Origin of the sequence: Sulfurospirillum sp. MES, from assembly GCF_000789415.1 — a bacterium.
Taxonomy (GTDB): domain Bacteria; phylum Campylobacterota; class Campylobacteria; order Campylobacterales; family Sulfurospirillaceae; genus Sulfurospirillum; species Sulfurospirillum cavolei.
This window is the reverse complement of record NZ_JSEC01000001.1, coordinates 21,189-35,713: the sequence shown is the minus strand read 5'-3', so window position 1 is coordinate 35,713 and position 14,525 is coordinate 21,189. Positions and strand designations below refer to the sequence as shown.

Here is a 14,525-nt window from a genome sequence, read left to right as displayed (position 1 = left end):
TTTACGCAACGTTGCATTTTGCACTAAAAGGATTTAACATGAAAACCATCGGTTTAATCGGCGGTATGAGTTGGGAATCGACCCTGTTGTATTATAAACTTCTAAACGAAGGGGTCAAAGAACGTTTGGGAGGGCTTCATAGCGCACAAATTATTTTACATTCCGTGGATTTTGCCCCGATCGCTCGTATGCAAAACGAAGGACGCTGGGATGAGGCGAGCATTACGTTGACGCAAGCCGCTCTTTCATTAGAACATGCCGGTGCCGACGTCATTTTACTCTGCACCAATACCATGCATAAAATGGCACCGTTTATCACACCGTATCTTAAAACACCTTTTTTACATATCGCGGAAGCGACGGCCAATACGCTGAAAAAAAACCGCGTCAAAAAAGCACTTTTATTCGGAACCAAATTCACGATGCAAGAAAGCTTTTACAAAGATATTTTACATTTCCACGGTATTGACGTACTGATACCGAATGAAGAGGAAATTCAAACGATCAATCAGATTATTTTCTCCGAATTATGTGTCGGCAAAATTGAAACACCCTCTTTGAACTTTTTTGTAACCCTGATTCAAAACTATCAAAAAGAACATACCGATTTAGATGCGGTCATCTTAGGATGTACGGAAATCGGTCTACTCCTTCATCAAAAAGACTCGACGCTACCGCTTTTTAATACGACGACTATCCATGTCGACGAAGCGTTAGAATACGCTTTGAAATCTTGAAATATAAATAAATTATATTAATTTATTTTTTTAATATAAAATAGGAAAAAGTCCTTTTAAGAGCTTATATAAAGGACTTTTATCTTATTAAGAAACAATGGCATAAAAACTCATTTTTTAGAGTGTGACATATTTGTCGCAGGTTAATTATTAAGTTTTTTTAAATTTTATACTTACTATAATCTTTCATACTTTATTCTACTTAGGACAACCATGCTAACCAAAGTACTCAAACGTGACGGCACAACCGAAGAGTTCCTCCCTTTTAAGATTGAAGATGCCATCAAAAAAGCATTTAAAAGCGAAGGGGTTACCTACGATCAATCTATTTTCGACGAAATTATCAAACGTATCGAGAAAAAACGCGTTGCAGCGGTTGAAGACTTTCAAGACATGATAGAGCAAGAACTCTATAAGGCACGTTACTTTGACGTCATGCGCTCTTTTATGCTTTACCGCCATACGCATAAAATGCAACGAGAACACATTTACGGACTCAGCGAAGATACGACGTACGTCAATTCGAGCCAAACGATTGAAGAGTACATCGGTAAAAGCGACTGGAGGATTAAAGCCAATTCCAATACGGGATATTCCAACGCCGGACTCGTCAATAATACCGCGGGTAAAGTTATCGCCAATTACTGGCTCGATAAGATATATTCCAAAGAAGAGGGATTGGCACACCGAAACGGCGACTATCACATTCACGATCTTGATTGTTTGACTGCGTATTGTGCGGGTTGGAGTTTGCGCGTTCTTTTGGATGAGGGCTTTAACGGCGTACGCGGACGCGTAGAGAGTCGTCCTCCCCAACATTTCCGTGAAGCCTTAGGGCAAATGGCAAACTTTTTGGGAATCCTTCAAAGCGAATGGGCCGGTGCACAGGCATTTAGTTCGTTTGATACGTATTTAGCACCGTATGCGTTTAAAGATAAAATTTCATTCAAAGAAATTAAAAAAGCGATTCGTAGTTTTATTTATAACCTAAACGTTCCGGCGCGTTGGGGACAAAGTCCTTTTACGAATATTACGATCGATTGGACCGTGCCGAAAGATTTAGCGGATCAAATTCCGACGTCAAGCCAAACGCATCTGTTTAAAGGCATTAACGACGCCGAACTTTTAAGTGAAGCAAAAAAAAGAGGCGTAAACTCTTTGGAAGCAATGACGTATAAACACTTTCAAGCGGAAATGAATCTTATTAACAAGGCTTACTACGAAGTTATGACGGAAGGTGATAAAACGGGTCAACCGTTTACGTTTCCGATTCCGACCGTTAACATTACCGAAGATTTCGACTGGGATGGAGAAAATACCGATTTACTTTTTGAAAATACGGCTAAAATCGGCTCTTCTTACTTCCAAAATTTTATCGGAAGTCAATACGTGCGAGACGAAAACGGAAAGCTCGTCGAAAATCCTAAAGCGTATAAACCCGGACATGTACGTTCCATGTGTTGCAGACTCCAATTGGATTTAAGAGAGCTTTTAAAACGAGGCGGAGGGCTTTTCGGAAGTGCCGAAATGACGGGAAGCATCGGTGTCGTTACGTTAAATATGGCACGTTTGGGGTATCTCTATAAAGGCGATAAAGAGACCTTAATGGAACGCTTCGAATACCTGATGGATTTAGCCAAATCAACGTTGGAGAAAAAACGAGTTTTTGTCCAAGAGATGTACAATCGTGGACTCTATCCGTATACGGCACGCTATTTACCGGGATTTAACAGCCATTTTTCTACCATCGGCGTAAACGGCATCAATGAGATGATTCGTAACTTTACGGGCGACAAGCATAACATAACCGATGAATTCGGAATGAAATTTGCTCATGAAATTTTAGAGTTTATGCGCGCAAAAATGGTTCAGTATCAAGAAGAAACCGGCAATCTTTACAACCTTGAGGCCACACCGGCAGAGGGAACGACGTACCGCTTTGCGAAAGAAGATAAAAAGAGATTTGCCGATATTATTCAAGCAGGGTCGGGAAAGAACGTTTATTATACGAACTCTTCTCAATTGCCTGCCAATTTTACCGACGACCCGTTTGAAGCACTCGATATGCAAGACGATTTGCAGTGTTCTTACACCGGCGGTACGGTTTTGCACCTTTACATGAAAGAGCGCATTAGCTCTAGCGAAGCATGCAAGAAATTGGTTAAAAACATTATTACCAATTATCGTATGCCGTATTTGACGATTACACCGGTCTTTTCGGTTTGCGAAAAACACGGTTATATCAGCGGGGAGCATGAGTTTTGTCCGAAATGCGACGAAGAATTATTAGCACAATACCACAAAGAGGAGGGTGAAGCAGCGTCATGAGTAAAACGGAAATTTTAGAGAAATTGCAGGAAAAACGAACAAAATGTATCGTTTATACGCGCGTTATGGGGTATCACAGGCCGGTAGAGAGTTTTAACGTAGGTAAATTAGGCGAACACAAAGAACGTGTCCAATTTGTTGAAAAATGTGCTTGCCGATAAGGCGATCCACAGTATCACGAAATTTACGACGCTGGATTTTCCCAATCATCTAGCGTCGATTTTTTGGTTTGCCAAATGCAATATGGCATGCCCTTACTGCTACAATCCGCAAATCGTGCGGGGAGAGGGTCTCGTTAGCCTCGAAGAAGCACTGAATTTCTTACAATCCCGACAAAACAGACTGGACGGTGTTGTCTTAAGCGGAGGCGAATGCACGCTTTACCCGCACCTTGAGGCCTTGACATGTGAAATCAAACGACTAGGTTTTCAAATCAAAATCGACACCAACGGTTCAAACCCGACGTTATTGGAGCGATTGATCGAAAACGAAATGATCGACTACGTTGCACTCGATTACAAAGCACCGTTAGAAAAATACGAAGCACTCGTTCATTATCGACATGTCGAACGCTTTGAACACAGTTTAGAGCTTTTGATACGCTCCGAAATACCTTTTGAAGTCAGGACGACGCTTCACAATGATCTTTTAAGCGTCGAAGACATTAATGCCGTGATTCAAGACTTACATGTCAAAGGTTACCGCGGTACGTATTACCTGCAACGCTACTTACATGTCGAAGAGACGATGGGAAATACGATGCCGCCTCAAAACGTTTTCGACCGTACGAAACTTTCAAACTTGCTTCCGATTAGCTTTCGAAATTAAGTCGATCGAAACGCTTCGAATCGCGAAAATCACTCCTGCGATCGGTACAAATACCACATCAAAAAAAGAGGCTTTAATACATTTTAAAATCGGTTTGGGTATAATCTTCAGTTCTACTAGATTATGAAACACAAAGGACATCTCAAATGACCACCGTTTTATTGGTTTTACAATTTGTTTTAACCGGTATATTAACCGTTGCCGTATTACTTCAAAAAAGCTCTTCTATCGGACTTGGCGCGTATAGCGGCAGTAACGAATCGCTTTTCGGAGCAAAAGGACCTGCCGGATTTATGGCAAAATTTACGTTTGTCGTCGGTATTCTTTTTATCGCAAATACGCTTGCGTTAGGCTATTTTTACAATCAAGATAAAAAAGTTTCGATTGCCGAAGATATCAAAATCGAAAAGAGCGTCGTTCCGAGCACTCCTGCACCGATGCCCTCAGCTCCAAGCGCACCTGAAGCTCCCAGCACCAAATAATCGATGAAATTTTTTTGGTGGTTTTTGCTTCTTAGCGTAACGGTATGGGCGGATGCCCATATCTTTATCTATCATCGATTTAACGATGATCGCTATCCCAGTACCAATACGTCGTTGCAAGAGCTACGGTATGAATTTGAGTATTTTAAACGCAACGGGTATGAAGTCGTTCCGCTTGAAAAACTCGTTCAAGCACTCCGGGCAAAGGAAACGATCCCCGACAACTGGGTCGTCCTCACGATAGACGACAATTATAAAAGCTTTTACCGACACGGACTTGCACTCTTCAAAGAGTACGGTTATGCGTTTACGATGTTTGTTTACGTCGATGCTACGGAGCAAAAATACGGTGATTATATGAGCTGGGACGAACTCAAAGAACTTGCGAAATACGGCTCTTTAGCGTTTCACTCTATGCATCACCCGCATATGACCGAACTGAGCGACGACGCTCTTAAAAAAGATTTCGACGAAGGATTGGCCTTATTTGAAAAACGTTTGGGTATTAAACCGCGCTACTTCTCGTATCCTTTCGGAGAGTTTAGTCCGCGCGTTAAAGCCATTGCCGAAAGCTACGGCTTCGAAGCGATTTTAAACCAAAATATGGGTGCGGTTGCTTCCTTTAGCGATCCCTTGGACTTAGACCGTTCGGCACTTGTAGGCAAAAGCGATTTGAACGCCTTTTTAAAATACAAAGCCTTGGAAGCGACATGGATCGAACCTCAATACCTTCTCAAAGACGCTAAAGTCGGTACCTTACATGTCAAAGCTAACACAAGCGCAACCAAAGGCGGTTTGTATATCAGCGGTTTTGGCTATCAAGAACTTGAGCTTCAAGAAGGTGTTTTTCAAGCGAATATCACTAAAATTTTGACCAAAGAGCGCACGAGGTTCATCGTCTCCGTGGGCAATAAAATTTCAACGAAACTACTCGTAAAGGATAACTATGGAACTAAATAAAGTATATGCCGAACAAAAAGAGCATATGGAAAAATGCATCTCTGCCCTTAAACGCGACTTTATGACGATTCGTAGCGGAAAAGTCGCTATCTCGATCTTAGATAACATTCATGTCGATTACTACGGAACGCCGACTGCTTTAAATCAAGTCGCAACCGTTTTAGCAACCGACGCTACGACGATTAGCATTACGCCGTGGGAAAAAAAGATGCTACGCGAAATCGAAAAAGCAATCATGCAAGCCAATATCGGCGTCAACCCGAATAACGACGGCGAAAGCGTCAAACTCTTTTTCCCTCCGATGACGAGCGAGCAACGAAAAGAGAGTGCAAAACAAGCCAAAATCATGGGCGATAAAGCCAAAGTTGCCGCACGTAACGTACGTAAAGACGCCAACGACCAAGTGAAAAAGCTCGAAAAAGATAAGCTGATCACCGAAGATCAATCCAAAAAAGCGCAAGACGAGGTTCAAAAAATTACCGATGCGACGGTCGCAAAAATAGACGACTTGGTCAAAGAAAAAGAAGCTGAATTGCTCAAAATTTAAGGGTTTTTATGCAAATCGAAAACATTTATAAAGAAGCTAACGCGCTTTTAGAAGGACATTTTTTACTTAGTAGCGGCAAACATTCTCGTTTTTACCTTCAAAGTGCCAAAGTTTTAGAAGACCCTAAAGTCGCTGAAGAACTTGCCGTCGCACTCGCAAAAATGATTCAAGCCTATGGACTGGAAATCGACACCGTCTGTTCTCCCGCTCTTGGCGGCGTATTGGCGGGATACGAGCTAGCACGGGCACTGGGCAAACGTTTTATCTTTGCCGAACGCGTCGGCGGAGAGATGACGATTCGTCGCGGTTTTGACGTGAAAAAAGGCGAGAAAATTTTGGTCTGCGAAGATATTATCACGACAGGCGGTTCCGCACTTGAAGCGGCAAACGTCGCTCAAAGTATGGGCGGTATTATCGTCGGATTTGCAGCCCTTGCCAATCGCGGTTTTTGCAAACGCATCGGAAGCGATTTGGAAGCGAAACCGACATGTAAGCTTCCAAACGACGCACCGTTTTTTGCCTTGGCCGATTTTGAGTTCGATATCTACGATCCAAGCGATTGTCCTTTGTGTAAAGAAGGAAGTATCGCATACAAACCCGGCAGTCGAGGAAACTAAGCATTTATGCGATGGCGTGAGGCGAAAAAAGGCGGCTTAAAAGCACCGATTGCGAAACGGCAAACCGATCGTATCGCACCTTTTTCCAAGCGCGCCAAGGCATTTATCGTCGATTCGTTTATGCTTCTCATGCCGATTCTTTACGTTGTATTCTATCTCGTTTTCGGTTCACGCGAAGGCTTTGCGCAACACTGGGGATTAGGATGGCTGCTCGTCTTAGTTCCGTACGGCCTCGTAACGACGCTCTTTTTTTCCAAAACGGCACAAACACCCGGTTTTAAAGCTTATGATATCGAGCTTAAAGACCCTCAAACACTTCGTACGCCGTCTCTTGCGATGTTGCTGATACGCTATCTTACGGCACTGCTTACATGTATAACGCTCATCGGACTTTTGCTCCCTTTGCTACGCAAAGACCGCCGTACGCTTTACGATCTTCTTAGCCGTAGCGTGCCTCTTTGCAAGTAAGCCCGTGATTTTTACTAAAATTTCGAGTTTCTTCTTTTTCTATTTCGTCGTGACCGGCGTGTATGTCATTTTTATGCCTAAAATGCTTCAAACCATCGGCTATAACGCTTTTCAAATCGGTGCCGTCTTTGCGCTCGCCCCGTTGATGCGCTTCATCGTTCCGTTTTTTTTCCTAAAGCATTTTGAACTCTCGCGTACGGTTTTTTATACCGCTTTACTCGGCGCCATCGGTGCCATAGTGCTTTTTTATCCCACAATCGAGCATTTTTACCTTTTCATGCTTCCCAATATGCTTTTAGGAGCGTGTTTGGGTATGATCTTGCCTTACGTTGAGACATACGCAATGGAACATCTTAAAAAAGAGCGTTTCGGACGTGCTCGACTTTTCGGCTCGATCGGCTTCATGGCAATCGGCATCATTCTTGCGCGTCGCTTGGAGCATTTCGACAACGCTTTGCACTACCTTTTGGCGGCGATCGTACTTACGGCGGCATCCGCCTATTGGCTTACGCGCCGTAACGCTCTTTTATCGGCACCGACCGTTTCAAATACGACTTTCCGATTTTCGCATGCTACGTTTTTGTGGATCAGTTTCTTTCTGATGCAAGTAAGTTTCGGCGCGTTTTACAACTTTTTTACCATTTACGAAACCGCTCACGGTATCACTTTAGAGACAACCAGCTATTTGTGGGCTTTCGGCGTCGTTTGCGAAATTATTCTATTTTATTTTCAAGCACCGCTTCTCAAACGTTTTACGCTTTTAAGCCTTCTGAAATTCGGCGTTTTAAGTGCCGCCGTTCGATGGTTTTTACTCTTTTTATTTCCCTCGTCTCTTTTGGTTTCTTACGCAACGCAATCCTTGCATGCGTTTAGTTTTGCACTGCACCATACCGCAGCTTTGAGCTTACTCTATACGCTCTACGCACACAAAAAGCTTGCAGCACAGTTTTACTACGGGCTTTCTTTCGGATTGGGAGGATTTGCGGGTGCATTGATCGCGGGTAATTTTTACGGTCCAAGGCTTTACATGTACGCCGGTTTGATAGCGTTACTTTCGCTTGGAAGCCTTTTCTTTTTCAAGGAGAAAGAATAAAATTCTTAAGATAAATCGTCTCGACTTCGTACCCGAAATTCTCTTCGAGCATACCTATTAATTCGCTTTTTAAACGCTCTTTCCCCTCTAAGGTATCCAGCCCGTTGGAGTCCATCGTATTGAGGTACTGCAAAACGGCGTTTCGAACGTTTTCCATATTGCCTTTAAGGGCTTTTTTGCCGTTAGCGTTTTTCATAATCAGGGCAATATCGGCTTTCATTATTTTGAATTTTTGCGAGCGGATATTGATATAAATCGTATCCAAGTTGACCTCATTGGCATCAGTGCTGACGTTCGTCGCTTTGGTTGTTGAAGCAACGTTTTCGTATGAAGAAACCGATGAATCTTCTTTGAGCATATAGCGAATCGTCCAAAAACCGATACCGATGAGCAAAATGATAAATCCCAACGTAATTTTGAGCAATTTTTCATTGAGCATTAGCGTTTACTCCATAATTTTTCATTGAGTTTGAGTTCTTCAACGATCCCGACGACCGTATTGAGAAGTTGAAAATACTCTTTAATATACGAAAATTCCAATAATGAACGTGTTAATATCGGCTCAAAAAGAGATTTTGTGTAGGCAATAGCAATATAAATTCGCGAAGCGACGAAAGAGAGATAGATCGGTCGGTTAATTTTTCGTTGAAGAAGCACGATTTTTTCCATGAAGGAATGTGAAAGAATATAGCGGCTCTCTATCGGATCGTCCCCGTAAACGACGAAAATTTTTTCAAATTCGGCATGATCGAGCTTCATCAGCGATCCTCTGGCGACGTTCATACGTTGAAACCATGTTCCTAAAACACCTAAAGTTCGCTCCGCCGTGTCGGGTAAAACTACCGTTTTACTTTTAAAGGCTTTGTTAAAGTCGGCGCAAAAAAACAGCCCTTGAAAAATCGTCTCCCACCGTTCTCTTCCTTTACTATCACGCTCTTTTTGTTGCGTATGTAAAAAACTGAATCGCACGTCGATTTTCGCAATCGAACCGCTTACCAGATCGCTTCCTTCAAATCGATCGTAATCTTCCAAAAAAAGCTCGCTTCTTCGGTATGCTTCTTCATCGATGGCACTTTCTTTGCGATACGAAAGCGATGCATCGATTTGATAAAGCAGCTTTTCGATCACCTGATCTTTAAAGAGTGCCGTAAAACCCGCTTTTTCGTGACGGTAAACAAACATAAAAATCAAAAAGCCGCTCATAGCGCTGAGTAAGCCTGCCTGCAAAGGTGCAAAATGCATGTGTTGATGTAAAACGGTAAAAAAAACGACCGCTCCTATGCTCATAAAAAAAGCGACCGTTTGGAGCTTTTTGACGATGCGCTTGCGTTCCTCTTCCAAAGGGAAGAGTGCTTCTTGCATCGTTTCGTAGTAGTATTCAAGCAGCGATGAAAGCGTCGCCATGATACGAAGGGGGGCGTTAACTAACGAAAAAGATTTTTGACGTTGACGTTCTCACGCTCCGTAACGTCAATACGCAACACTTCTTTTTTCTCTAAGTGCATAAAACCCGCAAGTACATTGGTAGGAAACATCTCAAGCGCATTATTATAATCGGTAACGCTTTGATTGTAAGCACGACGTGCGGCGGAAATTTGCTCTTCGACCTCATGAAGCGTATGTTGAAGATGTAGAAAATTTTCGTTTGCCTTGAGTATCGGATAGTTTTCAACCGTTACCATCAACGAACCCAATGCGGACGAGAGTGCTTTGTCCAATGCCATCTTTTCCTGGGCATTAAGGCTCGGTTGAAGGGCTTGCGAACGTAAAGAAGTGATTTTTTCTAAAGTTCCCGCTTCGTGAAGCATATACTCTTTGAGCGTCGCGACAAGATTGGGAATCAGATCGTAACGTTTTTTCAAAACCGCGTCGAGTCCCGCAAAGATATTATCGACTTGATTTTTTTTAGAAATTAACGTGTTGTACAAAACGATAAAAATGAAAAGCAGTGCACCGCCGATGATCAAAAACGTTTCCACGATAAACCTCCTTATGACATGGGCTCTGTCAAGTCTACATGTAGATTCGGCAGAGCCCTCGATCAAGCTATATTAACGACTCATACGTTTACGTTGCGTCGGATCTAAGTATTTTTTACGAATGCGAATATTTAAAGGCGTCACTTCGACGAGTTCATCGTTTTCAATCCACTCAAGTGCTAGCTCAAGGTTCATTTTTCGAGGCGGAACCAGTTTAATCGCTTCATCGGCACCGCTACTTCTAACGTTGCTTTGCGGCTTGCCTTTAATCGGATTGACGTCCAAATCGTTCGGACGTGAATGTTCGCCGATAATCATACCCGAATAGACTTTAACCTGCGCATCGATAAACAAAACGCCTCTTTCTTGCAAGCTAAAGAGTGAATAACCCATTGCCGTACCCGTTTCCATAGAGGTCAACGCACCGTTTTTGCGGTGTTCGACTTCGCCGCTCAGCGGACGGAACTCTAAAAACGAATGGTTCATAACGCCTTCGCCTTTGGTATCGGTCAAAAACTGTCCGCGAAAGCCGATAAGACCGCGCGCGGGAATTTCAAACTCGATTCTCGTCTGTCCGTCACCCGTCGGATTCATCGTTTTCATTTCCGCTTTTTTGCGGCCGAGTTTTTCGATAACCGTTCCGGTAAACTCGTCAGGCACGTCAATTACCAAGTGCTCGTAAGGTTCCATTTTGACACCGTTTTCTTCCCTGATGATAACTTCGGGACGGCCAAGGGAAAACTCATACCCTTCGCGGCGCATATTTTCTGCTAAGATCGTAATTTGCAACTCGCCACGGCCGGAAACTTTAAATTTACCTTCGCCCTCTGACTCGTATTTCATCGCGATATTGGTTTTCATCTCGGATTCTAAACGCTCGGATAGTTTATTGGAAGTAACGTATTTGCCGTCAAGTCCCGCAAACGGAGAGTCGTTAACCGCAAAAACGACCGAAAGCGTAGGCTCTTCGATATGCAAAGGATCAAGCGGCATCGGATTATTCGGATCCACGATACTATCGCCGACGTCAAGCGTCTCAAAACCGGCAACCGCAACGATATCGCCGCTTTCGGCTTCGTTAATATCGATACGATCTAAACCGTGAAAACCGATCAATTTAGAGATACGTCCGCGCGTTTGTTCTCCGCTCGCTTTGGCAAGCATGACGGTTTCGTTCTTTTTAATCGTACCGTTAAAAATACGCGCAATACCGATTTTACCGACATAATTATCGTAATCAAGGGTAAATACCTGTAGTTGAAGCGGATTTTCGGGTTTGCCCGAAGGTGCGGGAACATGTTTGATAATCGTCTCAAACAAAGGTTCTAAGTTTTTGTTTTCGTCGCTCATATCGTACTTGGCGTAACCGTCGCGTGCCGCGGCGTAAACAATGGGAAATTCCAACTGCTGCTCGTTCGCACCGAGCGCAACGAGAAGGTCGAACACTTCATCGACGACGCGATCGGGATCGGCGGCAGGCTTGTCGATTTTATTAACGACGACGATCGGGCATAAACCCAAACTTAACGCTTTTTTGACGACAAACTTGGTTTGAGGCATAACGCCCTCTTGTGCATCGACTAACAATAAAACGCCGTCGACCATTTTTAAAACACGCTCAACTTCACCGCCGAAATCCGCGTGGCCCGGAGTGTCGATAATGTTGATTTTCGTCTCTTTATAACGAATCGCCGTATTTTTAGAAAGGATAGTAATGCCCCGTTCTTTCTCAAGATCGTTGCTATCCATCGCTCTTTCTTCGACTTTTTGGTGTGCGCTAAAGGTCCCCGATTGTTTCAACAACTCGTCGACTAAAGTAGTTTTGCCGTGGTCAACGTGCGCGATTACGGCAATATTTCTAAACTCTTGCAAAAAATTCTCCTCGTTATCTTAGCTTTTACATCTCTTAATAAAACATACGTGGCAGGTGTAGTTCGAAGAAGTAATATGTTTCATTATACCATTTTCTCGCTAAATTTACATGTAAAGCTTTGTTACCGATGTGGAATGAAGATTGCTTGTTAAAAGCGTGGAATTATCTAAAATTTGAGTATAAGGCAATGAACATGCAAGACATTTTCTCTTTTGTTCAAACCAAAAGCAGTCCTTTATCTACAGCGTCTAATAGCGTTAACACCGACGTTTCTGGTACGCAAACGCCTGCGCAAGAAGGAGCGTTTGCCGAAAGTTTTTTTGCAATTATTTTGGGAAAATTGACGCAAGAAGAAAACCCTCAAACGATTGAAGAACTTCCGATCGATACGACGACTTCTGCCGCTACGGAGAACCTTTTGACGACGAGCAATACGGATGAAGCAAAACCTATCGACGAACATCTTTTAGAAGATCTTTTAAGCATCGTCAATACCTTGCAACAAGATTCACAAACAACGAATTTCCCAACGTTAAAAGCGTCTTCAAATCTTGAAAAGATTCTTAACAATGAAACGGCTCGCCAAGATTTTGCCAATGTTAAAAACGTTAGCGACTTGCTTGAACTCTCCAAAAAATACGACTTAGGACTCGAAAAACTCTCGATTTCAAAAGAGAGCGTCGAAAGTTTACAAACCAAATTCCCGAAGCTAACGCAAAATAACTTTTTCGACGAGATTACGACAGCACTCAAGCAAATGCAAACCGAACCTCGACCAACGGCGCAACAAACAACGATTCCGACCCAAGTAGGGCTCATGAATCTTTTGGATAACCAACAGCCCAAAACCCAACCCGTGCCGCAGACGCAATCCATTTTGGGAGAGTTAATTGCCAAAGAGAGCTCTAGCGAAGCAACGCATGCGCAACAACCCATCCCAACGTCGTCTAATCCTTTAGAAGAGACGTCAATCGTAAACGAAAAGCAACAAACGTTAACGCAAAAAATAGTAAACAACGCCGCATCGGAAACTAAAATTACCGACGCTTCTATGCAACAAACGAATGATCCACACACCGACGATGCGGTAAAATCTTCTATCGAAGTATTAACAAAACCGTTGGAAACCGTTATTCAAAAAGCATTGCACGACGTCAAACAAGAAATAAAAAAATCTGAAGTTCCGACACAAGCAATTAACGATAACGACGCAACAACGCAAGAAACTCCGATAGTAAAAACCAATGACCTCAAAGCAGAAGCTATTCAAAAAAGCGATGCTAAAAATGACGAATCGTTGGTAAAACCTTTGAAACAAGAAAAAACAATCGACGTGTCAAACGATGAACTTTCTTCCGTACAGACGACAAAGCCGCTCGTATCGGAAGAGGTAAAGTCATCGAGCGAAGATATACAATCAACACCCGATATTAAAACCGATAGCACCGTAAAACTAACAACAAAACAAGATTTTAACACGACGAATAAACCGACTACGACCAAAGAGAGCCTCTCACAGTTTGCCAGCGATTTAAAAGAGCAGATCGAAACTTACAAACCGCCCATTATGAAAGTGGAACTCTCCTTAAGTCCAAAAAGCTTAGGCGATGTCGACGTAACATTATTGACGCGAGGCAATAATCTACATGTCAACATTTCATCCAATGCTACGACCATGAGCCTCTTCACCCAAAATCAAGACGAAGTCAAGAGTGCTTTGGTCAATATGGGTTTTACCAACCTTGAAATGAACTTTAGCGATCAACGTAACAGTGAACAATCGCAACACAACCAAAAACAAAGCGGCGGAAACTTTAAAGAGTTCGGCGCGGAACAAACCGAGGACGATACGGCACTCTTAGAAATCGTCATTCCTCAATACGTTTAAAAAGGATACAACATGGCAACAGGATATGAAAATCTTATTAAAACGGGAAGCTCTACAACCACTAGCGGTACAAGTTCAAGCACGAGTACGGCAAAAACAGGCTCTGCCGATAGCTTAAATAAAGATGATTTTTTACAGCTTTTGCTCGTTGAGCTCCAACATCAAGATCCGACCGATCCAATGGATAGCGATAAAATCTTGACCCAAACATCACAATTAGCAACCCTTGAAGCTTCCGAAAACACCAATAAAGCTTTGGAAGATTTAGCGGCACAACTGAAACAAAGCGTGAGTGCCGGAGCAACTTCGGTTATCGGTAAAATGGCAAGCCTCGGCTATAACGCTATCACGTTAAAAGACGGCGAAGCGGCGTATGAAGTCTATTTTCCAAATGAGATTAAAGACGGAACGCTTACGATTAAAGACGCTAACAAAAATACCGTGCAAACCATCGACCTTGGAGACGTTGCCGCCGGTAAAAGCGGCGTAGTCGCCTTTAAATGGGACGGTACGAATCAATACGGCGATAAAGTTAAAGACGGATATTACAGCGTTACGGCGGATTACGTCGATGCAAACGGCAAATCGCAAACAACGCAATTCGGTGTTTATCCCGTAGAATCCATTCGTTACGAAGACGGCGAAACTTATGTCAAACTCGGTTCAACTTATTATCCGATGGGTGACGTAACCGAGTTTTACGAACAATCTTTAATTTCATAAGA

General features: G+C 43.0%; 16 protein-coding genes. 12 read left to right on the top strand and 4 right to left on the bottom strand.

The genetic code is table 11. The annotated features are described in order from the left end of the window. Window positions 1–38: 38 nt before the first annotated feature. The 10 genes from OA34_RS00170 (at window position 39) to OA34_RS00125 (ending at window position 8,060) form a co-directional block, all read left to right on the top strand. Entirely contained in the window at window positions 39–737 is a 699-nt protein-coding gene (locus OA34_RS00170) for an aspartate/glutamate racemase family protein (protein WP_039671820.1), read from the top strand. A 213-nt stretch (window positions 738–950) separates the two neighbouring features. Further along, the gene (locus OA34_RS00165; RefSeq protein WP_039671819.1) at window positions 951–3,065 is read left to right on the top strand and encodes a ribonucleoside triphosphate reductase; all 2,115 of its coding nucleotides are present in this window, start codon (window positions 951–953) and stop codon (window positions 3,063–3,065) included. Then, window positions 3,062–3,226 (top strand): anaerobic ribonucleoside-triphosphate reductase, encoded by a 165-nt coding sequence (nrdD, locus tag OA34_RS00160; protein ID WP_039671818.1) that lies wholly within the window; start codon window positions 3,062–3,064, stop codon window positions 3,224–3,226. Before OA34_RS00165 ends, nrdD begins: the two co-directional genes overlap by 4 nt. Next, window positions 3,213–3,893, top strand: coding sequence for an anaerobic ribonucleoside-triphosphate reductase activating protein (locus tag OA34_RS00155; protein ID WP_286682822.1), 681 nt, complete (start codon window positions 3,213–3,215; stop codon window positions 3,891–3,893). Before nrdD ends, OA34_RS00155 begins: the two co-directional genes overlap by 14 nt. A gap of 146 nt (window positions 3,894–4,039) precedes the next feature. Continuing rightward, a complete protein-coding gene (gene secG / locus OA34_RS00150) occupies window positions 4,040–4,375 on the top strand; it encodes a preprotein translocase subunit SecG (RefSeq protein WP_039671816.1) in 336 nt (111 codons plus the stop codon). 3 nt (window positions 4,376–4,378) lie between these two features. Further along, window positions 4,379–5,335, top strand: a complete 957-nt coding sequence (locus tag OA34_RS00145) for a polysaccharide deacetylase family protein (RefSeq protein WP_039671815.1) — start codon at window positions 4,379–4,381, stop codon at window positions 5,333–5,335. Beyond that, window positions 5,322–5,882 carry a ribosome recycling factor gene (gene frr, locus OA34_RS00140; protein ID WP_039671814.1) on the top strand — a complete coding sequence of 187 codons (561 nt, stop codon included), beginning with the start codon at window positions 5,322–5,324 and terminating at the stop codon, window positions 5,880–5,882. The genes OA34_RS00145 and frr overlap by 14 nt, the downstream gene beginning before the upstream one ends. An 8-nt stretch (window positions 5,883–5,890) precedes the next feature. Continuing rightward, window positions 5,891–6,499, top strand: coding sequence for an orotate phosphoribosyltransferase (pyrE, locus tag OA34_RS00135; protein ID WP_039671813.1), 609 nt, complete (start codon window positions 5,891–5,893; stop codon window positions 6,497–6,499). A gap of 6 nt (window positions 6,500–6,505) precedes the next feature. Further along, on the top strand, window positions 6,506–6,967 hold the full coding sequence (locus OA34_RS00130) for an RDD family protein (RefSeq protein WP_286682769.1): 462 nt from the start codon (window positions 6,506–6,508) through the stop codon (window positions 6,965–6,967). A 4-nt stretch (window positions 6,968–6,971) separates the two neighbouring features. After that, window positions 6,972–8,060, top strand: coding sequence for an MFS transporter (locus OA34_RS00125; protein WP_039671812.1), 1,089 nt, complete (start codon window positions 6,972–6,974; stop codon window positions 8,058–8,060). Here OA34_RS00125 and OA34_RS00120 read toward each other — a convergent pair. The 4 genes from OA34_RS00120 to typA all read right to left on the bottom strand — a co-directional run bounded on the left by OA34_RS00120 (window position 8,044) and on the right by typA (window position 11,911). Then, complete coding sequence (locus OA34_RS00120) at window positions 8,044–8,499, bottom strand: flagellar basal body-associated FliL family protein (RefSeq protein ID WP_039671811.1); 456 nt, start codon at window positions 8,497–8,499, stop codon at window positions 8,044–8,046. The genes OA34_RS00125 and OA34_RS00120 overlap by 17 nt on opposite strands. After that, entirely contained in the window at window positions 8,499–9,464 is a 966-nt protein-coding gene (locus tag OA34_RS00115) for a DUF3137 domain-containing protein (RefSeq protein WP_039671810.1), read from the bottom strand. The genes OA34_RS00120 and OA34_RS00115 overlap by 1 nt, the downstream gene beginning before the upstream one ends. 20 nt (window positions 9,465–9,484) lie before the next feature. Further along, window positions 9,485–10,039 (bottom strand): LemA family protein, encoded by a 555-nt coding sequence (locus tag OA34_RS00110; protein WP_039671809.1) that lies wholly within the window; start codon window positions 10,037–10,039, stop codon window positions 9,485–9,487. Between the two features lie 72 nt (window positions 10,040–10,111). Further along, window positions 10,112–11,911, bottom strand: a complete 1,800-nt coding sequence (typA, locus tag OA34_RS00105; protein ID WP_039671808.1) for a translational GTPase TypA — start codon at window positions 11,909–11,911, stop codon at window positions 10,112–10,114. Between the two features lie 194 nt (window positions 11,912–12,105). On the opposite strand from typA, the gene fliK reads away from it, so the two are divergent. Beyond that, the gene (fliK, locus tag OA34_RS00100) at window positions 12,106–13,800 is read left to right on the top strand and encodes a flagellar hook-length control protein FliK (protein ID WP_039671807.1); all 1,695 of its coding nucleotides are present in this window, start codon (window positions 12,106–12,108) and stop codon (window positions 13,798–13,800) included. A 12-nt stretch (window positions 13,801–13,812) separates the two neighbouring features. Next, window positions 13,813–14,523, top strand: coding sequence for a flagellar hook capping FlgD N-terminal domain-containing protein (locus tag OA34_RS00095; RefSeq protein WP_041962775.1), 711 nt, complete (start codon window positions 13,813–13,815; stop codon window positions 14,521–14,523). Window positions 14,524–14,525: the final 2 nt, after the last annotated feature.

Excerpts from the sequence above, each read along its gene's own strand:
- frr (WP_039671814.1), top strand. The coding sequence starts at position 5,322 with ATGGAACTAAATAAAGTATATGCCGAACAAAAAGAGCATATGGAAAAA.
- secG (WP_039671816.1), top strand. The coding sequence starts at position 4,040 with ATGACCACCGTTTTATTGGTTTTACAATTTGTTTTAACCGGTATATTA.
- OA34_RS00095 (WP_041962775.1), top strand. The coding sequence starts at position 13,813 with ATGGCAACAGGATATGAAAATCTTATTAAAACGGGAAGCTCTACAACC.
- OA34_RS00130 (WP_286682769.1), top strand. The coding sequence starts at position 6,506 with ATGCGATGGCGTGAGGCGAAAAAAGGCGGCTTAAAAGCACCGATTGCG.
- OA34_RS00115 (WP_039671810.1), bottom strand. The coding sequence starts at position 9,464 with ATGGCGACGCTTTCATCGCTGCTTGAATACTACTACGAAACGATGCAA.
- OA34_RS00120 (WP_039671811.1), bottom strand. The coding sequence starts at position 8,499 with ATGCTCAATGAAAAATTGCTCAAAATTACGTTGGGATTTATCATTTTG.
- OA34_RS00170 (WP_039671820.1), top strand. The coding sequence starts at position 39 with ATGAAAACCATCGGTTTAATCGGCGGTATGAGTTGGGAATCGACCCTG.
- pyrE (WP_039671813.1), top strand. The coding sequence starts at position 5,891 with ATGCAAATCGAAAACATTTATAAAGAAGCTAACGCGCTTTTAGAAGGA.
- OA34_RS00145 (WP_039671815.1), top strand. The coding sequence starts at position 4,379 with ATGAAATTTTTTTGGTGGTTTTTGCTTCTTAGCGTAACGGTATGGGCG.
- OA34_RS00165 (WP_039671819.1), top strand. The coding sequence starts at position 951 with ATGCTAACCAAAGTACTCAAACGTGACGGCACAACCGAAGAGTTCCTC.
- fliK (WP_039671807.1), top strand. The coding sequence starts at position 12,106 with ATGCAAGACATTTTCTCTTTTGTTCAAACCAAAAGCAGTCCTTTATCT.
- nrdD (WP_039671818.1), top strand. The coding sequence starts at position 3,062 with ATGAGTAAAACGGAAATTTTAGAGAAATTGCAGGAAAAACGAACAAAA.